This window comes from Marinifilum fragile JCM 15579 (genome assembly GCF_001310955.1).
In the GTDB taxonomy this organism is placed as follows: domain Bacteria; phylum Bacteroidota; class Bacteroidia; order Bacteroidales; family Marinifilaceae; genus Marinifilum; species Marinifilum fragile.
In genome coordinates, this window is record NZ_BAZX01000002.1 from 1 (window position 1) to 22,149 (window position 22,149).

Genomic DNA, 22,149 nt, shown 5'->3' on the forward strand with positions numbered 1-22,149 from the left:
AATCGCCCTTGTTATTGGAAAATTTTGCTTTTTGTGGGCGATATAGGATTCGAACCTATGACCCCTTGGGTGTAAACCAAGTGCTCTGAACCAACTGAGCTAATCGCCCTTGCCCTTAAAAGCGATGCAAATATAAGGTGGAATATTTTTATCTGCAAGTATAATTTTCAAAAAAATGAAAAAAATATTTCTGAATGACCCTAATATTCGAGGAAAGCTTTAATTTTATCACTCGTAAAAAATTGATACTATGGATAATAATTTAGAGAGAGATTGGAATAGTTTGTTATATAAAATTTCTGAAGAATTTAATGTGGATGCCGATTTAAATGGAACTTTACTTTTAATTGGCATACAAGAGCGAGGTTTAGGCTTTCAGGAAAGTTATTCAAAAGAGGATAAGTGGGACCACATCGATTTAGCAATATGTACACTGCTTATGAAATGGAATTACTATTCTATCGAAGGATATGATGATGACAATTGGCCTATATTTGTAAAGAATAAAATGGTTCCTCCCTTTTCAAAGGACAAAGAAAATCAATTGTTAAAATCATCGATTGTGGAATACTTTAAGGACAATGGATATTTGAATGATTAAATAACAAACCTATATACATTAAAAATGAAGAAACTACTTTACCTGGCCTTAATACTTGGAATGGTATCTTGCCAACAAAAATTGGAATTAGGGAAGAAAAATAGAATTGTTGAAATAGAAACAGAGTACGGAGATATCAAAATTAAACTCTATGATGAAACCCCATTACATCGTGATAATTTTGTGAAACTTGCTCATGCAAATTATTTTGATGGAACTCTATTTCACAGAGTAATTGATGGATTTATGATACAAGGTGGTGATCCTGATTCAAAAGCAGCTAAACCTGGAGTTAGGTTAGGTGAAGGCGGTCCAGGATATCAAATTGATGCAGAGTTCAATCCTGCTTTATTTCATAAAAGAGGTGTAATTGCAGCAGCAAGAGAAGGAGATGCGGTTAATCCACAGAAGAAATCATCTGGTTCGCAGTTTTATTTGGCTCAAGGTGTTGTATATACTCATGGAGGATTGGATACTCTGTTAATAAAATTGAATGATAGAGTAAAAAATAGAATTTTTGAAAATGTGCAAAAAGATAAGGCTACTGAAATTATGAAATATCAATCAGAAGGGGACATGGATAAGGTATCTGAATTGGTTGATAAAATCCAAATTCAAGTTGACTCCATTTTTACTACTCAGCAAATTAAGTTTTCACAGTCTCAAATTGATGCATATACTACAGTAGGAGGAATTCCTCACCTGGATGGTAATTATACTGTTTTCGGGGAAGTAATTGAAGGTATCGAGTTTATTGATAGTATTGCTAAAGTGAAAAAGGATCAATTTGATCGCCCATTGAAGGATGTATCAATGAAAATTAAGATTGTTCAATAAAAGAATAATATGAATATGGGAGCTCCGGAAATTATTTCGGAGCTTTTTTTGTTATGAATTTCAATGATAATTATCTTACACCACTGAAACTTTTTTTTATCATTAAGGTGAAATGCCGATATACATCTAAACATCATTTAAAAGTATTACGAACTATATAATTATTTAAATGATAATCGGTATTAATTCGGTTTTTAAAAGGAATAGCAATGAGAAAATTAACCATACTTCTGATTTTATTTTTATTTCAATTTTCTGCATACAATGTTTTTGCCCAGGGAACCAATTCTATAATCTTGATTGAAACCAATTTGGGTAATATGAAAGTTATGCTTTACAAAGAAACACCTAAGCATCGTCAGAATTTTTTGCAGTTGGTCGAGAATGATCATTTCGATGGCACTCTTTTTTATCGTGTAATAAAAGGGTTTGTTGCCCAAGGAGGATCTCAAGATTCGAGAAATGCACCAGCTGGTAAAGCCATTGGATATGGGGATGCAAATAGAACCATACAATCGGAGTTTAATAAAATGTTTTTCCATAAAAAGGGAGCATTGGCTTCGCCGCGTCAGCCCGATAAGGTGAATATCTTTAAAGAATCGGATGTATCGCAGTTCTATATCGCAGACGGTAGGGTATTTACTAATGAAGAATTGGATGCCATGGAAAAAGAGGTTAATGTTCCATTAAGAAAAAGGATTGTAAAGAGATATTTGACTCCGAAGAAAAGACAGATTTTGGATTCTTTAAAAAAGGCCCAAAAGGTGTCGGAGTTTCGTGAAATTGCAAAACAAATAAAAGAATCAATTGATTTTGATTACAATGCATCAGCTGAAAAATTAGAGTTTACTCCTGAGCAAAGAAAGGCATATACTACAATAGGAGGAGTGCCACATTTGGACAATAATTATACTGTTTTTGGAGAGGTTATTAGCGGATTAGGTGTTTTAGATAAAATTGTAAAGCTAAAAACAGATTCCAATGATCGACCTTATACTGATGTAAAGATGAAAGTAAAAATCCTAAAGTATTAAATGCTTTTGGTATTTAGCCATTTGCTTTTAGCCAATGAGAAAAAAGTTTTTGTAACTTTGCCGACTGTTGCAATAAATAAAGAAGTTATATCATGCTTGACAAAATAAAAAACCTGCTTGATGAGTTGAATGGATTTTCAGCTACAACACTGGAAGAGGTAGAACAGTTCAGAATTAAACACCTTAGTAAAAAAGGTAGCATTGCTTCGTTGTTTGCCGATTTTAAAACTGTTCCAAACGAGGAGAAAAAAGCTGTTGGACAAGCTTTAAACGAGCTTAAAACAGTGGCTATGGATAAGGTAAATGCTTTAAAGGAAAGTTTTACCGGTGCTGAATTTGGCAAGTCTGGTTTGGATTTGACATTGTCTGGCGATCCTGTAAAATTAGGTTCTCGTCACCCACTTTCGTTGGTAAGAAATGAGATTACAGAAATTTTCGCTCGTTTAGGATTTACCATTTCTGAAGGTCCGGAGATTGAAGATGATTGGCACAACTTCTCTGCATTGAACTTCCCTGAAGAGCATCCGGCACGTGATATGCAGGATACTTTCTTTATTGAGAAAAATCCGGATGTGATTTTAAGAACTCACACATCATCGGTACAGGTTCATGATTTACAGGAAATGGAATTGCCAATTCGTTGTTTAACTCCTGGTAGAGTATTCCGTAATGAAGCAATTTCGGCTCGTGCACACTGTATTTTCCACCAAATTGAGGCTTTGTATGTAGATGAGAAAGTTTCTTTTGCTGATTTGAAGCAAACACTTACTTATTTTGCAAAAGAGTTTTTCGGTGAGAAAACTGAAATCAGATTGCGTCCATCATATTTTCCATTTACTGAACCATCGGCTGAGGTAGATGTTACCTGTTCGCTTTGTGGTGGAAAAGGATGTAATGTATGTAAAGGAACCGGTTGGCTAGAGATTTTAGGCTGCGGTATGGTTGATCCAAATGTATTGGAATTAAATGGTATCGATAGCAAGAAATATTCAGGTTTTGCATTGGGAATGGGGATTGAGCGTATTACCATGCTAAAATATGGTATCAAAGATCTTCGCTTGTTCTTCGAGAACGATATCCGTTTCCTTGAGCAATTTACTGCAGCAGGATTCTAAGAAAATCACAAGGATATAAAATATAGATGCCTTCCATTACGGAAGGCATTTTTTTTATAAAGAGACGTACGGCCATGCGTCTATATCCAATTTATTCTTCGTGATAAATAATCTCCGAAGTAACAGGAATTACTTTTTTATAAAGAGCACTTACCCCGCAATATTCTTCTTCCGATAGTTTTACAGCTCGTTCAATCTTGCATGAGGAATATCCTTGCCAAAGAATTCATAAATGATATGCATGTTTTTATAATAACTTGGTTGTTCTTCAGTCAATTCGCCTTCAACCGAAACTTTGATATCGCGAACTTCAACGCGCATTTTTTTAAGAATCATAGCAATGTCGATACCGGTGCAGCCAGCCAATGCTGTTAGCATTAATTTTTTAGGACTAACACCTGAGCCATCGCCACCTACTTGTGTGCTGGCATCGGTTATAATTTCGTGTCCATCCATATCTGCTTTATAGGCAAGTTTACCTTGCCAGCTCATTTCTACTTTGTGTTTCATTGTTTAAGAAGTTGCAAGTTACAAGTGGTTCTTTCAAGTTTATAAAAGCCACAACTTATAACTAATGTGTATGTAATTCTAAGAAATATTGTGCTCAATCAAAATTATTAAAAAATCTTATAGCTTGAAACTTGTAATGTGAAGCTTTGAAAAGGTGCTGATTTATTACGAACAATTAAATCATATAAGTGTGTAAAGAGCTATTGGAGAAGTAAAACTTAAATTACTATATTTAAACCTGATTCTAAAATTGGTGAAATTAGAATTAAGAAATAATTAAAAACATCCGAAAAAAAGCCGCTTTGGAGGATGTTTAGCAAAGCTATTTTATAACAAGTTTATTCAGTAAGCGTTGAAATGAAGCAAAATAATAATCTTCCAAACTGCAATCAGTTGTCTGAGAAATTCAGTGTTAAGTTTCCTGATCTGGGTGTCGATGATCAAAATCTTTTATTTTGGGATGAAGATGTACATTTCTTTAAAAGAGGAAGTGTAATCTATAAAGAGGGTGATTTTGCCAAAGGGTGTTTTTTCCTTTATTCGGGAATTTTAAAGATTTTTAAAACAGGATTGGAAGGAAAAGAACAAATCATTCGTTTTGCAAAAGAGGGCGATTTAATCGGATTTAGATCGGTATTAAGCCATGAACGTTTTTGTACTTCTGCAAAGGTTATCGAAGATGCTGTGGTATGTTTTATTCCTGCTAATGTACTTACGAAACTGATCCAGGAAAATTCGAATTTTGCCTTGCAGTTGATGAAAGTTACCTGTGCTGAATTGGGTGAAGCCAACAATTACATAACTGATATCGCACAAAAAACGGTAAGAGAGCGATTAGCAGAGGTGCTGATCCATCTTGAGGATACTTTCGGACTAAGTGAAGAGGGAACCTTAAAAATATCGCTTACGCGCGAGGAATTGGCCAATATGGTTGGAACAGCTACCGAATCGGTAATTCGATTGTTGTCGGAGTTTAAATCCGATAAACTGATAGAACTAAACGGTAGAAAGATAAAGATACTAAATAGCGAATCGCTTCGAAAAACCGGTGGTTTGATTTAGAAAATAAGATATAGATGTGAGGAGCCCGTTCAATGATTTGAGCGGGTTTCTTGTTTCCGAAAGTTTTGAAAAGTCAAAGAGTTATACAATCGAACGGTTTAACAGTCTAACAGTCTAATAGTTATACGGTCGAATGGTCAAACAGTCAAATTTTCTATTGTACAGGTTAGGTAATCGGTATTATCTCTTCTTAGGAGTGTATTTAGTATTTCTCCCACATGCTTTTTATTGTTGCGCGAACCAGTAAAATAAACACTATCGTGCCAATTGCGAATGCTATATAACCATCGGTTTCGGGTATTCGGAATGATACAAACAGTGCCAAAATCAGACAAAGGATAGTCGCGGATACCAATAAATAACCTTTCATAAAATAAATTCTTCTGAATAGCCTGCAAAAGTTAGGTGTTGCGCTCATTAATAACAATATCTGAAATTAAGATTAACAATATTTAACACTTGCATTTTGGTGGGGCTTGCAAAATAAATTAACTTAATTCTCGTTTTTAAAAGAATATTATAATAAAGCTAACCATTTTATTAACCCAAAAATCATTTAAAAATGACAAACAAAGAGTGCTACGATTCCCTATTGGAAAAGTATGTTGCAATTCACAAGGATGCAATAAAATCACCTAATCTTCCTATTCAAACAGCCATAAGTGAAGCTCTAAAATTGCAAGAGAATGCCCTGCAGGACAAAGATCAATTGATTACTACCGATCTTGATGCTACACTTATCGATGATCTTGCACCACGTGCCTATGCATGTAAGCATGCACAAATAATGTGGGAAAAAGTATTTAAAGCAAAATCGGATGCTGAAGATCTGTGGAGGGAGAAGGCTCCTAAAGCTTACGATTTAAGAGATACTTTATTGCACTATTGTCGATATGTATACAGAAATGATAAGGATCTAAAAGATCGAATCGATCGTATTGCGGATGGCAGTGGTCATGATGACTTGGTGATGGATTTGGCCAACCTGGCCAACCTTGGCAAAGAAAATCCGGAACCTTTAACGGCCAATTCTATCGATCTAACTTTATTCGATCAGGCTGAAACCATGTCGAATGAATGTGGTGATCTGCTTGCAAAAGTTCATGGTGCAAGAACTGCTAGTGATGCTGATGCCAAAGAGATGAGAGATAGAGCTTATACTTACCTAAAACAAGCTGTGGATGCAGTTCGGGCAGCAGGTCGATTTGTTTTCTGGAGAAACGAAGAGAGAATTGATTTGTATGGTAGTGAGTATTTCCGTGAGCTACGTGAAAATAGCAGAAAGGAAAAGGAGGAAGAATTGGAGGCATAAGCTTCTGAAACCCTCGCGAAGATTGGTCTATATAGGCTATGGATGGGTAATTTAGGCTATGGAGAGCATGAACTAGGCTATGATTTGCAAAAAGTAGGCTATGGACGAATAAAACTCCCGCAGGAAGCCATCATTTAGGCTATGGAGCATCTGATTTAGGCTATGGGCGCTTAAATATTGCGCAGGACTACCTAATATTTGCGATGAATAGCCAAAAATATACAATATCCTTGTAGAGCCGTAGCATGCTACGGCTCCTCTAATTAAATTTAAATGAAAAAGCGAATATTAAACACCCTACTATTTCTATCCATTGTCTTATTCGGATATGCACAAAAAAATCAAGAATTAAATTACATTGATTATCACACTCAATTGAATCAAGCCAAGATATTGATTGCACAATCAAAATATGATAAGGCTTTGGAAATCCATCAAAATGTATTTAGGCAATATCCCAAGCATTTTTATAAAGATGTTCACAATGCCTGTGTATGTGCCATAAAATGTGAAAAGTTTAAAGAGGTAAGAAAGTTGGCACAGGAGCTAGTAAGTCTAGGGTATAGTTCAGTTAGATTTGAAAAACAGGCATTCAAATCTTTCAGAAATAGCTCTGAATGGAAAGTATTTGAGAAATCTTATCCCAAATTACGATTGAAATATGAGAGCTGTTTAAACCACGATTTGAGAGAGAAGTATCAACAGCTTTATCTGGAAGATCAAAAAGTTGCCAGTAACGAATATGGCTATGGAGAATTTAAGAATGACAGCGCCATGTTGGCATTATCAAAGCGTTTAAAAGAGTATTATAAAGAGGATGGCATTCCAGATTTTATCCATCAAAGTGATAGTATGTATACCAAGTATTTTATTCTCTACCGTCATTATTTCGGGATGAAAAACAATGCCGACAACACTCCTGAGATTAAGAATAAATTCAATATCTATAAAGAGATTGATGCATTGAATTGGAAGGAAATTTTGTTAAAGGAATTAAGAGCTGGAAATATCAATCCTCGGTTCTATTCTGATGCTGTAATGTATAACGATTATAGCAACCCCTTTGGAAAGGCTGCCATTAAAATTGATTTCGATAAGGAAATAGTTTCTCCTTTTATGTGTTTAAAACCCGAAGATGTTGCTGAGAAAAACGCAAACAGGTTAGCCATTGGTTTAATGCCATTATCCGATGATAATAAGGATATTTTAGCCAATACATGGTATGCTAAATATCCTTTTAAAGCAATAAAAGATTCCATTGCCAAAACAAAAGGGGCTAGTTTGCTTGATAAAGTTATGCTTTCGAAGAAAATAGAATTAGAGGTTTATAATTCATTTCCGCATTCCGAATTGGATAATTTTTTTCTGGATGATTATTCTGAAATAAAGGATAAACATTCATATGGTTTTAATAGCCTGCCAACAGCTGATGAGAAATAGTAGTTTTTGAATTTGGGAGCTATAGTATTATTGTGATTTAATGTTTAATATGCAATGAAATACATCTTAATAATTCTCTTGTTATTGCTTATTCAATTTTGTCTTTACAGCCAGGTATATAGCAAAAAAATCATCTATAAATACCAGGTTGAAAATTCCTCGGCTGAAGGAATAAAGAAGAAGCAAATTATGTATTTGGCCTGTAATGGCAAAACTTGGGTTTTTGATCCAAAAAAGCAATTTTCAATTGGTTGGGTTGATGAAGGAAAGAATGTATTCTTACCTAATAATAATACTGGAGTTATTGATAATGGAGACACCATTTGGTTGCATCCACCCAGGCATGATATCTATTTTGTACATGAATTTACTCCTTTTCCTGAAGTAAGATTTCCTATAGAAGTAGGTAAGCAGTGGACAACGGATTTTGGCTATGTTTGGCCAAGCAAGGAATTAAATATACCAGCAGGAGTTAAAGTGAAACCGCACTATACTGTAGAAGTAAAATTTGAAGAATATTCTGATATACTTGGTCGAACGATTGATTGTTATAGGATTGTTGGTGTGATAAATCAGGCATTAATTAAATCGAAATGGATTGGTGTATTTAATGATGAATTAGGATTTATACGAATGGAGTTTAACAATACCAACAAATCTATTACTAAAATGAACCTAGTGGATTCTTTTGGCTGGGAACAATGCAAGGAGAAATTTGGATTGTTTAGTTTATAACAGGGAGTTCATACATTTTTTTGTTTAGTGGTTTCCAACATTTTTCCTTATTTTTAGGCTTGGAACTAAATCTAACTCCTACTTACATTGAAAAAACGATTTCCACACTTTCGTCAGTTGGATGCCATGGATTGTGGCCCAACCTGTTTGCGCATGATTGCCAAGCACTACGGTAAGAATTATACCTTACAATCACTACGCGATAAATCGCACATAACACGTGAAGGTGTTTCGATGTTGGGTATTGCCGATGCTGCCGAAAGTATTGGAATGCGCAGTATGGGAGTTCGCATTTCTTACGATCAGTTGGCCAAAGAAGCTCCACTACCTGCAGTTTGCCATTGGGGACAAAACCATTTTGTAGTGGTGCATAAGGTAGAGGAGAAGCGCAACAAAACCATTGTTCATGTTGCCGATCCGGGATCAGGTTTGCTAAAATTTACCAAAGAGGAGTTCATCAAACAATGGGCTAGCACTCAAAGTCAGGGTGAACTGAAAGGTTTGTGCTTGTTGCTGGAACCAACCCCTGATTTTTACAACTCAAATGGCGAGGATGTTTCACAAAAGAAAAGCATAGGTTTTTTGCTAAAATATTTGAAGCCTTATCGCAAATTCATGATTCAGCTGGTATTGGGGATGCTGTTTGGTTCATTGCTACAGCTGATTTTTCCATTTCTTACCCAATCCATCGTTGACATTGGGATCAATACCCAAAACCTGAGTTTTATTTACCTGGTATTGATTGCCCAGCTGGTATTGTTCATATCCAGAATGTCGGTAGAGTTTATTCGTTCCTGGATTCTATTGCATATTTCAACTCGAATTAATATTTCTCTGATATCCGATTTCCTGATCAAATTAATGAAGCTGCCAATTGGCTTCTTTGATATTAAAATGATCGGGGATTTGTTGCAAAGAATTCAAGATCATACGCGAATTGAGAACTTCCTAACGTCATCAACATTAAACGTGTTGTTTTCCATGATCAACCTGGTGATTTTTGGTATTGTATTGGCAATTTACGATATGCAAATATTCCTGGTTTTTGTATTGGGATCAGGACTATATATTCTATGGGTAAATCTGTTTCTGCGTAAGCGCAGAGAATTGGATGGAAAAAGATTCGCTCAAATGTCGAGCAATCAGAATTCGTTGGTGCAGTTAATTACTGGAATGCAGGAAATCAAACTAAATAACTGCGAGAAGCAAAAACGTTGGGAGTGGGAGCAAATTCAGGCAGAATTGTTCAAAGTTCGAACCAAGGGATTGGCTTTAAATCAGTATCAGGTTTCCGGATCGGTATTCTTTAATGAGACCAAAAACATCATTATCACCTTCTTGGCAGCAAAAGCGGTTTTAGATGGTGGAATGACCTTGGGTATGATGCTTGCTGTTCAATACATCATTGGTCAGTTGAATTCTCCGCTTGATAATTTGGTGCAGGTAATCCACTCTTGGCAAGATGCAAAAATATCCTTGGAACGTTTGGGTGAGATTCATGAGATGAAAGAGGAGGAGAATGCCGATGATCAAAAGCTTACAGAGATTTCTGATGAGAAAACCATTGATATCGAAAATGTTTGTTTTCAGTATGAAGGACCTCATTCTGAAATGGTTTTGAATGGTGTAAACCTAAAGGTGGAAGAGGGCAAAACTACTGCAATTGTAGGGGCATCGGGTAGCGGAAAAACAACTTTAATTAAGCTGATGTTGGGATTTTATCCTACTACGAAAGGAAGAATTTCGTTGGGTGGAACCACGATAGAAAATTATAGCTCTGCCATGTGGCGCCAAAACTGTGGTGTGGTGATGCAGGATGGTTTTATTTTCTCGGATACCATTGCCAAGAACATTGCGTCGGGGTTGAGCATATCGATAAAAAGAGATTGTTGTATGCAGTTCAGGTAGCTTGTATCGACCAGTTTATTGAAAATTTGCCATTGCGTTACAATACCAATATTGGAGCTAATGGTCACGGATTAAGCCAGGGACAAAAGCAAAGAATATTGATTGCGAGAGCGGTGTATAAAAATCCTGAATTTTTGTTCTTCGATGAAGCAACCAATGCCTTGGATGCAAACAATGAATTGGCCATTATGGAAAACCTTGATGAATTTAATAAAGGCAGAACGGTTGTGGTAGTGGCACATCGATTAAGTACAGTAAGAAATGCTGATAAAATCATAGTATTGGAGAAAGGCGAAATTGTAGAGCAAGGAACTCACGAAGAGCTTACTTCTCTTGAAGGGAAATATTATCAATTGGTTAAAAATCAGTTAGAACTTGGTAATTGATAAATCTCAAACTCCTAAATTGGCTTTAATTGGAGCTGCAAGTTTTGATCCCCTTTAGGGGATTTAGGGGTAAGGAAAACTAATTTGATTCATAATAATTTGCGTCAATAAAAAAGTCAAAAATGGAAAAGGATCCCAATATAGAATTAAGGTCAGACGAAGTAAAAGAAATACTTGGAAGAGTTCCAAACTGGATTATTAGAAGTGGAACTACTTTATTTTTTCTGGTAATTGCTACAGTGGTTATTGGTAGTTATTTCTTCCGATATCCAGATATTATTGGATCAAGGTTGGTTTTAACAACATTGAACCCTCCTGCTGAATTGGTAGCCCGATCAAGTGGTAAAATACAGCAGCTGTATGTGAAAGATAATGAAGAAGTGAAGGAGGGAAGTCTTTTAGCTATTATTGAGAATGCAGCTTTTAATGAGGATATTTTTGAACTAAAAGACAAGCTGGAAACTTTTCAAGGACATTTAACAGGAGCCGAAAATGTAAATGCTAACATTGTAGAGGGTACATTTCGACTTGGTGAGGTGCAATCCTATTACAATACCTTTTTAAAGTCTTGTGTGGATTATCAACGTTTTTTCGAGTTAGAGTATTATGACAGAAAAATAGACTCTTACAAGAAGCAGATCAGCAAATACAATATGTTTTACGATCGCCAATATCAGCAAAAGAAAATATTGGAAAGTGAATTAGAGATATCTAAGAAACAATACGAGAGGGATTCTTCATTATTTCAAAGAGGCGTAATAGCCCATCAAAACTTCCAGAATTCAAAGAAAAAGTATCTTGAGAGTTCCTATTCTTTTCATGGTGCCAGATCGGCATTGGCTTCAACCCAAATAAATATTTCTAATGTAGAACAACAAATTATCGATCTTGAATTAAAAAAGGAGAGAGAAAGAAAAGATCTTCAAAATTTAATGATTCACTCTTTCGATCAGTTAAAAGCACAAATTGATATTTGGGAGCAAAAATATCTGATTAAAACTCCAATAGATGGTAAGGTTACTTTCAATAAGTTTTATAGCTCAAATCAGAATGTTAAATCTGGTGAAAGGGTATTTACTGTACTTCCTAATGATTCAACAAAAATAGTTGCAAGAGTTGAATTAGGGATGCGCGATGCAGGTAAAGTAAAAGTTGGGCAAAGAGTGAATATAAAACTCGATAATTATCCTTATCTTGAATACGGGATGCTTGAAGGGACGATACAATCTATCTCAAAGGTGCCAGAGAATCAAAAATATACTCTGGATGTTAACTTGTCAAATGGTTTAGTTACGAATATCGGAACCGAATTAAAGTTTGCTCAAGATAGCGAAGGTACAGCAGAGATTATTACAGAAAACCTAAGATTGCTGCAACGTATTTTTAATCCAATACGCGCATTGTTAAAAGAACGACTGTAAGTTCCACTCCCGAGAATTTAAATCGGTGATATGAAAGAACTTGTAGTTGGAATTGATATTGGTGGAACTCATACAGTTTTCGGTTTAGTGGATAACCATGGAAATTGTTTGGCCCAAAACCGATTGTACACCAAGGATTTTGATTCATTTTCAGACTTTGTTTCCACCTTATCAAGAAGAATTAAATCTCTGGAAATACCAAATCAAAGAAACTATAAAGTAATAGGTATTGGCGTAGGTGCACCCAATGCTGACTATAAGAATCAGACTATAGAAAATGCTTCAAATCTTTCTTGGGAAGGGATTTTGCCATTAGGAAACTTGCTAAGGCATAATTTTGATTTGCCGATAAAGGTTACGAATGATGCAAATGCATCAGCAATAGCAGAGATGATTTACGGCGGTGCAGTTGGTATGAAGAACTTTATGGTGTTGACTTTAGGAACTGGTTTGGGAAGTGGAATTGTTGTTAATAATGAGATTGTATATGGTCATTCTGGATTTGCAGGTGAATTGGGGCATATAATAGCACGCCCTGATGGAAGGCAATGCGGTTGTGGCAGATATGGCTGTCTGGAGACTTATGTTTCGGCTACAGGGATAAAAAGAACTGTTAGTAAGCTATTGGCAAAATATTCTTTTAAAAGTGAGTTAAGAGAGATTCCATTTAGCCGCATGAGTGCAAAAAAGCTTGCTGATGCTGCTTATCGGGGTGATGAAATTGCTATCGAGTCATTCGAATATACTGGAAAAATACTAGGAATTGCATTGGCCAATGTGGTTGCGATTAACAATCCTGAGGCAATCTTTTTGGCAGGAGGGCTTTCTAAAGCCGGGGATTTGTTGTTAAAGCCTACCCAATATTATATGGAAGAGAATCTACTATCGGTTTATAAAGGTAAAACCATTTTAAAAATAAGCTCAGTAAAAGGAAATTCTGGAATATTAGGATCTGCAGCTATGATATGGAATCTTGTTTAATTATTTGTAGCTTTGGAATTTACTAAATTAAAGCCTTACAATAATAGATGAGTCTACGATTTGTTAGCATTATTCTCTTTTTATTCATAAGCAAAGCTTATGCTCAACGAACGGTAGAACCATTTCCTACCCATAATCAAAGTCCATTAATTCACTTTTTTGGCTTGCCCAACCATTATGGAGGAGAAATACTGTCTAAAAACGACTTTGTATTTGGTAATTACTTAGGTATTGCAAATAATGCAACATCTTCTCAACTTCTTACTGAGGCCATATATCTCGATGGAGAAATGTATCGTAATGATATAATTTTCAGATATGGATTATTAGAAAACCTTCAGATAGAAATGTGTATTCCTCTTGTCAGACATTCAACGGGTGTAATGGACCCAATTATAAGCGGCTGGCATGAAACTTTTGGTTTACCTGGTAAATCCAGAGAAATTATGTCTAATTTTAATCTTACCTATTTGTATCGCGAAAACGAAGAAACTCAAATTTTAATGAACGAGAGTAAATTGAAATTTGGTGATCTTTCGTTAAAGTTGGATATGCCTTTAATAAAAAATAAAAAGCATATGATATCCGTTGGTACTTTTTTAAAGTTCGCAACGGGAAATAAAAGACAATTAATTGGTAGCGGTACTAATGATTTGGGTGCAAATGTATCAGGCAGAATTTTACCTGTGGTTAAAGAAAATGCATTTACCTTTTTTTACTCTGCGGGATATATGCATATTGGTTCTGGTGCACTTCTGTCAAATGTTTTAACCAAGAATATTGTGTTTGGAAGTTTGGGGAGCGCTGTTAGTTTGGGTAAGGCTTGGGTTCCTAAATTACAGTTTGATTTTCATTCGGGTTTTTATAAAAAATCTGCCACCAGGCAGTTGGGTAGAGAATCTATTCAATTGGTATTGGGAACGGATTATTTTATTTCGGATAATTTGAATTTATCATTCTCTTTTTCAGAGGATTTAATTGTAAATACAGCACCAGATTTTGTTTTGCATTTTGGTGTTTCATATAAACTTTAACCTATTACGATTATGAGTATTATTGGAAATATCATTTGGATCATTTTTGGCGGCCTTTTTATATTTTTTGAATATTTAATTGCTGGTCTTTTAATGTGCTTTACTATTGTGGGAATTCCTTTTGGTATCAAAATCATGCAGTTATCCATTTTGGGATTGGCACCTTTTGGTCAGAAAGTTGAATACAACGATCAGGCAGGAGGATGTCTGAGTATTATTTTGAATGTGATTTGGATTTTTATCGGTGGTTTGTGGATTGCTTTAACGCATCTGGTATTTGCTTTGATCTTTGCAATAACCATTATCGGAATTCCTTTCGCTGCTCAGCATATTAAGCTGGCTGGTTTTGCACTAACACCATTCGGTAAAAGTATTCGATAGTATTTAAGAATACATGCTCTAAAAAAAGAAATATCCCGGCCGGAGAGGCACGGGATAATCACAAAATACTTAAACAACAAACACTAACATAAACGTTCCTTAACGCGTATGAAGAGCAAATGTGAGAAAAATATTTCGGAAATAAAAATGATTTGATGCTTATAATGTCAAAAATATCAAATACTTACACCGAAAACGTTTGAATACACCTTATTTATTTTCAATTTAGATACCGTAAAGTCTTTTATTTGTTAAAAAATTGAAATTGCTCCACGTGGAACATTCTTTAGGTCTTTTCTGATTCATTTACAGTTGGTTTACAATAATGCTGTAAATGATATTTTCTAATATCTTTGCATTTTTAATCAAAATATTGCACAAAATTGAATCCTCTTAAGAAACTTGCTGGAGAAACTGCTATCTATGGAGTAAGCTCTATTGTTGGTCGATTTTTAAATTGGCTATTAGTACCTCTGTATACTTATATTTTTGCTCCGGATGAATATGGTATAGTTGCCAATCTGATGTCGTATGTAGCCTTATTTTTGGTGTTACTCACATATGGGATGGAAACGGGATATTTTCGTTTTGCAAATAAGGAAGGCAAAGCAGATATTACATTTACAACTGGTTTTTTAAGTTTAAGTGTATCCACACTGGTTTTTTGGCTATTGATTTTTATTTTTTTGAATCCCCTGGCCGATTATTTAAAAATCTCGGATCACAAGGAGTATATATTATTGTTGGCCACAACATTGGGTTTAGATGCCATAACAGCTTTGCCATTTGCAAAACTTCGACTACAGAATAGAGCTTTTCGTTATGCAGGGCTGAAGCTCATTAATATATTTACCAATTTGGGTATCAATTTGTTCTTCCTGGTTCTATGTCCGTGGATACATGAAAACTTTCAGAATATTCCTATTGAATCAATTTGGAATCCCAATATTGGTGTTGGCTATATATTCATTGCTTTTTGTGTAGCATCCGTTATTAATTTCCTTTTGTTGCTGCCAGATCTTAAATCCTTAAAGTTTAAAATGAATTCTGGATTGCTTAAGGAGATTCTATCTTATTCCTGGCCAATATTAGTTGTAAGTGTTTGTGGGCAGATCAATTTGAATTTGGATAAAATGTTGATGCCTAATTTAATTCCAGAATCTATGGATCCGATGTATCAAACCGGAATTTATGGTGCGAATTATAAGTTGGCGGTTATTATGACCTTGTTTATTCAAGCATTCAGATATGCATTTGAACCCTTCTTTTTTGCACAATCAAAACAAGAAAACTCACAGCAGGTTTATGCAGATGTTCTTAAATACTTTACAGTTTTTTGTTTATTAATTTTCTTGGGCGTAATGTTCTACATTGACATCGTAAAACTGTTGATTAAATCCAATTATCATGAGGGATTAAGTATTGTTCCATATGTACTTCTCGGAAATTTGTTCTTCGGTGTTTTCTTTTCATTATCGCTGTGGTATAAGTTAAGCGATAAAACAAGGTACGGAGCCATTATGGCGATACTAGGATCGGTAATTACGATTGTCTTAAATATTGTTCTTGTTCCTAAAATAGGATATCAGGGTGCAGCCTATGCAGTATTCCTTTGTTTCGGTATCATGATGGTAGTTTCGTATTTACTGGGACAAAAACATTACCCAGTTCCATACGATATTAAGAGAATACTTTTCTATTTCATTTTCGCTATGATTCTTTTTGCAGTTGCTTCTCAAATACAAATTGATAATCAATGGATTAAAATGTTTGCAAAGACTCCACTATTATTGGCTTTTATTGGCATTGTAATTCATAAAGAAAAATTATGGGGAGTGCTAAAAAGACGCTCAAATTAAATAGGAATCAGACTTTCTTAATCAAGAATTTATCTTTCATAAGAGAGATGAATAATGTATCTTAGCGAATCGATAAAGTAGAGTGTAAAAACTTCAAAATAATAGCACATGAAAGTAAAAATCGTTAATAAATCGAAGCACGATTTACCTAAATACAGCACTGAATTATCAGCAGGAATGGATTTAAGAGCAAATTTGAATGAACCAGTTTTTCTTAAATCATTAGAAAGAAAATTAATTCCTACCGGTTTGTTTATTGAGTTACCAGCCGGATACGAGGCTCAAATTCGTCCAAGAAGTGGTATGGCATTAAAAGAAGGCATTTCAGTTTTGAATACACCAGGAACCATTGATGCTGATTACCGTGGCGAGATTGGTGTGATCTTGGTGAACCTATCCAATCAGGTTGTGGAAATTAAAGATGGTGACAGAATCTGTCAAATGGTAATTGCATCACACGAAACGGTGCAATGGGAATCAGTGGAAGATTTAGAAATATCAGAACGTGGTGCTGGTGGATTTGGTCACACAGGAAAAGCTTAATCGTTAAAAAATATTAATTCGGATTGATTCTTAAGCCTAAATCTTAAATTTGATCCGAATTTTAGTTAATTTAAACATTACTACTACAAAGCAATGAAAATTATTGTACCTATGGCAGGAATGGGGAAGCGTATGCGTCCTCATACATTAACAGTGCCAAAACCATTAATTCCTATTGCAGGAAAACCTATTGTTCAACGATTGGTTGAAGAGATTGCAAAAGTTTCGAATGAGAGCATCGAAGAAATTGCTTTCATAATTGGAGATTTTGGCAAGGAAGTTGAGAATCAGTTATGTGCGATAGCTGAAAATATTGGAGCAAAGTCGAGCATTTATTACCAAAATGAAGCTTTGGGAACTGCACATGCAATTCATTGTGCTGCAGAATCACTATCGGGAAAAGTTGTTGTTGCTTTTGCTGACACATTATTCAAAGCTGATTTTGTACTTGATGCTGAGGCAGACAGTGTGATTTGGGTACAGAAAGTTGAAGATCCATCAGCATTTGGAGTAGTAAAACTTGATGCAGAAAATAGAATTACCGATTTTGTTGAAAAACCTCAGGAGTTTGTTTCTGATTTGGCAATTATCGGAATTTATTACTTTAAAGATGGTGAAAACCTAAGAAATGAATTACAGTACTTGTTGGATAACAAGGTCGTTGTGAATGGTGAATACCAGTTAACCGATGCGTTGGAAAACATGAAGAATAAAGCTTGGTATTTAAGCCGGGTCAGGTTATTGAGTGGATGGATTGTGGTAATAAGGATGCTACAGTTCATACTAATCAAAGAATTCTTGAATATCATAAAGATGATGAGTTGGTATGTAATTCATCGATTATTGAGAACTCAATTGTTATTCCTCCATGTTACATTGGAGAAAATGTAAAAATAAAGAACTCTATTGTTGGACCACACGTATCTGTGGGAGCAGGAACAGTAGTAAGTAATACATTGGTTCGCAATACAATTGTTCAACGCAATTCGTACCTGGAACATTTAAATCTTGAAAATTCTATGATTGGAAATCATGTAGATATTCAAGGTGATGTTGCAGAGTTAAATGTTGGCGATTTTGCGAGCTTCACAAAATAGATAAAGGATGAAGGCGGGAAGAAAGTTGTTATTATCAATCTTGGTTGGAGGCTGTGTTCTATGCAGCATTCCTTCTCATGCAAAGAATGTAAAATCTACCAAAAAGGATAAGCTTCAAAAGGAAGTAAAACTAACGGAACAGCAAAGGTTGGAATTCGATTATGCTTTTGCAGAGGCCACCAAGGCCATTTTACTTGGTGAGGTAGAAAAAGGAATTTCTTTGTATGTTTCCTGCCTTAAAATAGACCCTTCGAGTGCTGTTGTACGATACGAATTAGCAAACATCTATCTAAACAAAGAAGACTACAACAGTGCTCTTGAATTGGCTCGAGGTGCAGTATCACAGCAGCCACGTAACCTTTGGTATCAGATTCAATTGGCTAATATTTACCAAAAGAAAGGGATGATTGATCATGCCTGTAAAGTTTACGACGACTTGATTGAAATGTATCCGGAAAGAGATGATTTCTTTTACTTGCAAGCCGCCTTATATGCTTCTGTGGAGAAGTTTAAAGAAGCAATAGAGGTTTATGATCGTTTGGAAAAAAAGGAAGGAATTCAGGAAGGTGTTTCTCTCGAAAAGGAGAGACTTTACATTAAAATGGGAGATAAGAAATCGGCATATACAGAGGTGCAAAAGTTGATAAAAAAATATCCATATCGTGCTGATTTTTATGGCATGTTGGCCGATTTGTACTTGACTGATAACGAAGAAGAGAAAGCCTTTAAGCAGTATCAGGAAATTTTAAAAATTGATCCAAATAATGGTTTGGTTCACTTTTACCTGGCAGATTTTTATAGGAAAAAGGGAGAAATAGAAAAAGCCAATACTTCATTGGCAAAAGCTTTTGCGCAAGAAGAAGTGGAGGCCGATCAGAAAATCCAATACTTAATTGCCATGTTAATGGCCCCTGATCAACCTGAATTATCCGATGATTATTTGAAATCTTTACTTGATACCTTGGTTAAAGTACATCCTGGACACGTTCGTGTGCATGCTTTGTATGCTGACTTTTTAAGAAAAAGAAAAGACAACGAAGGAGCTAAATATCATCTGGAAAAGGTATTGGAAGACGAAAAATCCAATTATGTAGTTTGGGAGGAATTGTTGCTAATTTATAATGAACTATTGGATTTTGATGGTATGTTAAAAGTAAGTACTGAAGCATTAACATACTTCCCAAGTCAACCACTTTTGTATGTATTTAAAGGAGTTGCAGCGGCTCAAAAGAATGATTATAACACCGCCATTAGTGCATTCGAAAATGGAATGATGTATGTTGGCGATAATGTAAAGTTGCGTATACAGTTCAGAACTTATATGGGTGATGCTTATTATCAGAATGGTATTGCTGATAAGGCGTTTAAAGCCTACGATGAAGTTCTTTTGTTTGAGCCTGATAATGTGATTGTACTCAATAATTACAGCTATTACCTTTCGGTTCGAGGAGAACAACTTGAAAAGGCAAAAAAAATGAGTTCAAAATGTATTGCCTTGGAGGCGGAAAACCCAACTTATTTGGATACTCATGCTTGGGTTTTATACCGATTGGGAGAATACAAAGAGGCAAAGGAAATCATGGAAAAGGCCTTGCAATTTGGAGGTAATGATTCTGCTGTACAAGTTGAGCATTATGGCGACATTCTTTACAGGTTAGGAGAAGGTGAAAAAGCCATGGAAGAGTGGAAGAAAGCAATGGAGTTGGGAGAAGGTTCAGAAAACCTTGCAGAAAAAGTAAAAACAGGAACAATTCCTGAAGAACAAGAAGATGAAGAATAAATTACATTCAAAAATATACCTGGGAGCCATGGTTTTAATCATGGCTTTTATTCAGTTTTCGTGTAAAACAACCTACGATCTTGGTGTGATAAAGGCTAAACCAATGTCGGATGCAAAGTTGTATAGAAATTTAATAGATAGTAGTATTCATTACAACACCTTGTTCGTGAAGAAATTCTCGGCTAATTATACTGTTGACGGTGTAAAGAAGAGCTTCAAAGGTGCAATTAAAATTCAAAAAGACAGTCTGATTTGGATTTCAATAACCGCTCCGGTTGGAGGTTTAGAGGTGGCACGTTTAATGATTAGTCAGGATTCGGTTAAGATGATAGACAGATTGAAAAAGAAATACTTTATAGATGACTATGATTTTTTTAGAGAAAAACTGAATGTAGATTTTGATTTTAAATCACTTCAAGCAATTCTGACCAACTCAGTTTTTCAGACAACAAATGGAGAAAAAGAAAAATCATTTATTCGTAGTTTTAATGGACGAATTATTGATAATATGTATGTTTTTACTTCCGAAAAATCACGAAAAGTCGATCGGAAACTTCGTAAGGATAAGTTAAAAAGATTATCTCGATTTGGATACCAAAGAGTTGATATTGATCCGTCATTAATGAGAATTACAGATGTTTTGGTTAAGGATTTTGATGATTTACAGGATGTAAGTGTAAAATACAGGGATTTTAAAATGTATGAGGATCGTAAATTCCCACAGCGACTAAGTTTCGAGGTGGTTGATCCAAAACATTTATTATCTTGTAGTATTAAATTTAATAAGATTGCTTTCGACGAAGAATTGAAGTTTTCTTTTAAAATTTCAAGTAAGTACGAAAGAATATATCCTTAAAATAGATTATGGGTGTGTCAATAAAAAGATTCCTTAACTTTCTGCTATGCATAATTATTCTACTGGTAACTTTATCTTTAGATGGATTTTCGCAGACAAGTATATCATCACTAAAAAAGCAAAAAGAGCAGAACGAAAAAGATATTGCATACACCAATACGCTCATAATAAATACGGTAAAGGACAAGAAAGTAAGTTTGGGGCGATTGAATTTACTGAACCAAAGAATTCAGTCAAGGCAATCTTTAATAAGCTCCATTGAGGCTGAAATAGGCTATATTGGAAATCAGATTCTTCAAAAGAATAAAGACATCTCGAAATTGGAAGATGAATTGGAGAAATTAAAAAAGCAATATGCTAAGGTTATTGTTTACGCTTACAAGCAAAAAAATTCCTACGAAAAATTAATGTTTTTACTCTCTTCCAAGGATTTTAATCAAGCTTACAAAAGATACAAATACCTTCAGCAATTTTCTGAATACAACAGAAAACAAGGAAAAACTATTGGAGTTAAAAAGGATTCCTTATCGGCAAAAATTGTTGAATTAAATAAAGTTAAGGCCGAAAAAGTTAGTCTTTTGGTACAAAAAACAGAGGAAAATAACAAGTTGTCTGCCGAAAAATCACAACAATCAGCCCTGGTTCAGAAGTTAAAAAAGCGCGAAAAACAACTTCGTGATGATTTAAGAAAGCAAAAGAGATACGCTCAAAAACTACAAAAGGAAATTCAAAAAATTATAGAACAACAGGCGCGATTGGCCAAAAAATCGAGTAAATCTTCAGGAAAATATGCGATAACTCCAGAGGACAAAACACTCTCCATATCTTTTGATAAGAATAAAGGAAAATTGCCTTGGCCAACCAAAACCGGTTTTATTTCCGAAAAGTTTGGAGAGCATCCACACCCGGTTTTAAAGCATGTTACTGTTCGAAACGATGGTGTTAATATTACCACAGATTCCAAATCGGATTGTAGGTCGGTGTTTAAAGGTGAGGTTACTCACATTCTTTCCATGCCTGGTTTAAATAATGTAGTGATTATCCGTCATGGTGAGTTCTTCTCGGTATATTCAAATTTGGCAAGTGTGAATGTAAAAAAGGGAGATGTAGTCCAATCAAAAGAAAAAATTGGTGTAGTTTACACTGATAACGCCCAAGATCAAACAGTGTTAAAATTCCAATTGTGGAAAGGAAGTACCAAATTAAATCCTGCCCAATGGTTGTATCGTAACTGATTGTATTGCGTAGAAGATAAGT

23 protein-coding genes and 1 tRNA gene are annotated in these 22,149 nt (G+C 35.1%); 21 read left to right on the forward strand and 3 right to left on the reverse strand.

The genetic code is table 11. The features are described from left to right. Positions 1–34: 34 nt before the first annotated feature. A tRNA-Val gene (locus tag JCM15579_RS01890) sits at positions 35–109 on the reverse strand. A 141-nt stretch (positions 110–250) separates the two neighbouring features. Between JCM15579_RS01890 and JCM15579_RS01895 the strand changes: the two genes are divergently transcribed. The 4 genes from JCM15579_RS01895 (at position 251) to pheS (ending at position 3,587) form a co-directional block, all read left to right on the forward strand. Next, entirely contained in the window at positions 251–601 is a 351-nt protein-coding gene (locus JCM15579_RS01895) for a hypothetical protein (protein ID WP_054714952.1), read from the forward strand. Between the two features lie 24 nt (positions 602–625). Beyond that, positions 626–1,438, forward strand: coding sequence for a peptidylprolyl isomerase (locus JCM15579_RS01900; protein WP_083464497.1), 813 nt, complete (start codon positions 626–628; stop codon positions 1,436–1,438). Positions 1,439–1,647: 209 nt separating this feature from the next. After that, positions 1,648–2,472, forward strand: coding sequence for a peptidylprolyl isomerase (locus JCM15579_RS01905; RefSeq protein WP_054714953.1), 825 nt, complete (start codon positions 1,648–1,650; stop codon positions 2,470–2,472). Between the two features lie 92 nt (positions 2,473–2,564). Continuing rightward, on the forward strand, positions 2,565–3,587 hold the full coding sequence (gene pheS / locus JCM15579_RS01910; RefSeq protein WP_054714956.1) for a phenylalanine--tRNA ligase subunit alpha: 1,023 nt from the start codon (positions 2,565–2,567) through the stop codon (positions 3,585–3,587). A 180-nt stretch (positions 3,588–3,767) separates the two neighbouring features. Here the strand turns inward: pheS and JCM15579_RS01915 are convergent, their stop codons facing one another. Then, positions 3,768–4,097, reverse strand: a complete 330-nt coding sequence (locus tag JCM15579_RS01915; RefSeq protein WP_245625794.1) for an OsmC family protein — start codon at positions 4,095–4,097, stop codon at positions 3,768–3,770. A 357-nt stretch (positions 4,098–4,454) separates the two neighbouring features. Here JCM15579_RS01915 and JCM15579_RS01920 point away from each other — a divergent pair, with 357 nt between their 5' ends. Beyond that, positions 4,455–5,159, forward strand: a complete 705-nt coding sequence (locus tag JCM15579_RS01920; RefSeq protein WP_054714960.1) for a Crp/Fnr family transcriptional regulator — start codon at positions 4,455–4,457, stop codon at positions 5,157–5,159. A 137-nt stretch (positions 5,160–5,296) separates the two neighbouring features. On the opposite strand, the gene JCM15579_RS20370 is transcribed toward JCM15579_RS01920, so the two are convergent. Continuing rightward, the gene (locus tag JCM15579_RS20370; RefSeq protein ID WP_172677344.1) at positions 5,297–5,557 is read right to left on the reverse strand and encodes a hypothetical protein; all 261 of its coding nucleotides are present in this window, start codon (positions 5,555–5,557) and stop codon (positions 5,297–5,299) included. 164 nt (positions 5,558–5,721) lie between these two features. Between JCM15579_RS20370 and JCM15579_RS01925 the strand changes: the two genes are divergently transcribed. The 16 genes from JCM15579_RS01925 to JCM15579_RS01990 all read left to right on the forward strand — a co-directional run bounded on the left by JCM15579_RS01925 (position 5,722) and on the right by JCM15579_RS01990 (position 22,127). Further along, positions 5,722–6,471 carry a hypothetical protein gene (locus tag JCM15579_RS01925; protein WP_054714963.1) on the forward strand — a complete coding sequence of 250 codons (750 nt, stop codon included), beginning with the start codon at positions 5,722–5,724 and terminating at the stop codon, positions 6,469–6,471. 273 nt (positions 6,472–6,744) lie between these two features. Then, positions 6,745–7,911, forward strand: a complete 1,167-nt coding sequence (locus tag JCM15579_RS01930; RefSeq protein WP_054714966.1) for a hypothetical protein — start codon at positions 6,745–6,747, stop codon at positions 7,909–7,911. Between the two features lie 54 nt (positions 7,912–7,965). Next, on the forward strand, positions 7,966–8,646 hold the full coding sequence (locus tag JCM15579_RS01935; RefSeq protein ID WP_054714969.1) for a hypothetical protein: 681 nt from the start codon (positions 7,966–7,968) through the stop codon (positions 8,644–8,646). Between the two features lie 87 nt (positions 8,647–8,733). After that, entirely contained in the window at positions 8,734–10,554 is a 1,821-nt protein-coding gene (locus tag JCM15579_RS01940; RefSeq protein ID WP_262493470.1) for a peptidase domain-containing ABC transporter, read from the forward strand. Continuing rightward, on the forward strand, positions 10,536–10,940 hold the full coding sequence (locus tag JCM15579_RS21705) for an ATP-binding cassette domain-containing protein (protein WP_262493471.1): 405 nt from the start codon (positions 10,536–10,538) through the stop codon (positions 10,938–10,940). The genes JCM15579_RS01940 and JCM15579_RS21705 overlap by 19 nt, the downstream gene beginning before the upstream one ends. 122 nt (positions 10,941–11,062) lie before the next feature. Further along, positions 11,063–12,361, forward strand: coding sequence for an HlyD family secretion protein (locus tag JCM15579_RS01945; protein WP_054714972.1), 1,299 nt, complete (start codon positions 11,063–11,065; stop codon positions 12,359–12,361). Positions 12,362–12,391: 30 nt separating this feature from the next. Beyond that, a complete protein-coding gene (locus JCM15579_RS01950; protein ID WP_054714975.1) occupies positions 12,392–13,342 on the forward strand; it encodes an ROK family protein in 951 nt (316 codons plus the stop codon). Positions 13,343–13,389: 47 nt separating this feature from the next. Continuing rightward, complete coding sequence (locus tag JCM15579_RS01955; RefSeq protein ID WP_054714977.1) at positions 13,390–14,376, forward strand: DUF3187 family protein; 987 nt, start codon at positions 13,390–13,392, stop codon at positions 14,374–14,376. A gap of 12 nt (positions 14,377–14,388) precedes the next feature. Continuing rightward, the gene (locus JCM15579_RS01960; RefSeq protein WP_054714980.1) at positions 14,389–14,757 is read left to right on the forward strand and encodes a YccF domain-containing protein; all 369 of its coding nucleotides are present in this window, start codon (positions 14,389–14,391) and stop codon (positions 14,755–14,757) included. A 383-nt stretch (positions 14,758–15,140) separates the two neighbouring features. After that, positions 15,141–16,616, forward strand: a complete 1,476-nt coding sequence (locus JCM15579_RS01965) for an oligosaccharide flippase family protein (protein ID WP_054714983.1) — start codon at positions 15,141–15,143, stop codon at positions 16,614–16,616. A gap of 108 nt (positions 16,617–16,724) precedes the next feature. Beyond that, positions 16,725–17,159, forward strand: a complete 435-nt coding sequence (gene dut / locus JCM15579_RS01970; protein ID WP_054714986.1) for a dUTP diphosphatase — start codon at positions 16,725–16,727, stop codon at positions 17,157–17,159. A 93-nt stretch (positions 17,160–17,252) separates the two neighbouring features. After that, positions 17,253–18,050, forward strand: a complete 798-nt coding sequence (locus tag JCM15579_RS01975; protein WP_218186029.1) for a sugar nucleotidyltransferase — start codon at positions 17,253–17,255, stop codon at positions 18,048–18,050. 35 nt (positions 18,051–18,085) lie between these two features. Beyond that, on the forward strand, positions 18,086–18,256 hold the full coding sequence (locus JCM15579_RS20535) for a hypothetical protein (RefSeq protein WP_218186030.1): 171 nt from the start codon (positions 18,086–18,088) through the stop codon (positions 18,254–18,256). Positions 18,257–18,263: 7 nt separating this feature from the next. Next, positions 18,264–20,036: a tetratricopeptide repeat protein gene (locus tag JCM15579_RS01980; RefSeq protein ID WP_054714988.1), complete on the forward strand. Its 1,773-nt coding sequence runs from the start codon at positions 18,264–18,266 to the stop codon at positions 20,034–20,036. Next, positions 20,026–20,892: a lipoprotein insertase outer membrane protein LolB1 gene (gene lolB1, locus JCM15579_RS01985; protein WP_054714991.1), complete on the forward strand. Its 867-nt coding sequence runs from the start codon at positions 20,026–20,028 to the stop codon at positions 20,890–20,892. Before JCM15579_RS01980 ends, lolB1 begins: the two co-directional genes overlap by 11 nt. Positions 20,893–20,906: 14 nt before the next feature. After that, a complete protein-coding gene (locus JCM15579_RS01990) occupies positions 20,907–22,127 on the forward strand; it encodes a murein hydrolase activator EnvC family protein (RefSeq protein ID WP_172677345.1) in 1,221 nt (406 codons plus the stop codon). Positions 22,128–22,149: the final 22 nt, after the last annotated feature.

Excerpts from the sequence above, each read along its gene's own strand:
- JCM15579_RS01895 (WP_054714952.1), top strand. The coding sequence starts at position 251 with ATGGATAATAATTTAGAGAGAGATTGGAATAGTTTGTTATATAAAATT.
- JCM15579_RS01900 (WP_083464497.1), top strand. The coding sequence starts at position 626 with ATGAAGAAACTACTTTACCTGGCCTTAATACTTGGAATGGTATCTTGC.
- JCM15579_RS01905 (WP_054714953.1), top strand. The coding sequence starts at position 1,648 with ATGAGAAAATTAACCATACTTCTGATTTTATTTTTATTTCAATTTTCT.
- pheS (WP_054714956.1), top strand. The coding sequence starts at position 2,565 with ATGCTTGACAAAATAAAAAACCTGCTTGATGAGTTGAATGGATTTTCA.
- JCM15579_RS01915 (WP_245625794.1), bottom strand. The coding sequence starts at position 4,097 with ATGAAACACAAAGTAGAAATGAGCTGGCAAGGTAAACTTGCCTATAAA.
- JCM15579_RS01920 (WP_054714960.1), top strand. The coding sequence starts at position 4,455 with ATGAAGCAAAATAATAATCTTCCAAACTGCAATCAGTTGTCTGAGAAA.
- JCM15579_RS01925 (WP_054714963.1), top strand. The coding sequence starts at position 5,722 with ATGACAAACAAAGAGTGCTACGATTCCCTATTGGAAAAGTATGTTGCA.
- JCM15579_RS01930 (WP_054714966.1), top strand. The coding sequence starts at position 6,745 with ATGAAAAAGCGAATATTAAACACCCTACTATTTCTATCCATTGTCTTA.
- JCM15579_RS01935 (WP_054714969.1), top strand. The coding sequence starts at position 7,966 with ATGAAATACATCTTAATAATTCTCTTGTTATTGCTTATTCAATTTTGT.
- JCM15579_RS01945 (WP_054714972.1), top strand. The coding sequence starts at position 11,063 with ATGGAAAAGGATCCCAATATAGAATTAAGGTCAGACGAAGTAAAAGAA.
- JCM15579_RS01950 (WP_054714975.1), top strand. The coding sequence starts at position 12,392 with ATGAAAGAACTTGTAGTTGGAATTGATATTGGTGGAACTCATACAGTT.
- JCM15579_RS01955 (WP_054714977.1), top strand. The coding sequence starts at position 13,390 with ATGAGTCTACGATTTGTTAGCATTATTCTCTTTTTATTCATAAGCAAA.
- JCM15579_RS01960 (WP_054714980.1), top strand. The coding sequence starts at position 14,389 with ATGAGTATTATTGGAAATATCATTTGGATCATTTTTGGCGGCCTTTTT.
- dut (WP_054714986.1), top strand. The coding sequence starts at position 16,725 with ATGAAAGTAAAAATCGTTAATAAATCGAAGCACGATTTACCTAAATAC.
- JCM15579_RS01975 (WP_218186029.1), top strand. The coding sequence starts at position 17,253 with ATGAAAATTATTGTACCTATGGCAGGAATGGGGAAGCGTATGCGTCCT.
- JCM15579_RS01980 (WP_054714988.1), top strand. The coding sequence starts at position 18,264 with ATGAAGGCGGGAAGAAAGTTGTTATTATCAATCTTGGTTGGAGGCTGT.
- lolB1 (WP_054714991.1), top strand. The coding sequence starts at position 20,026 with ATGAAGAATAAATTACATTCAAAAATATACCTGGGAGCCATGGTTTTA.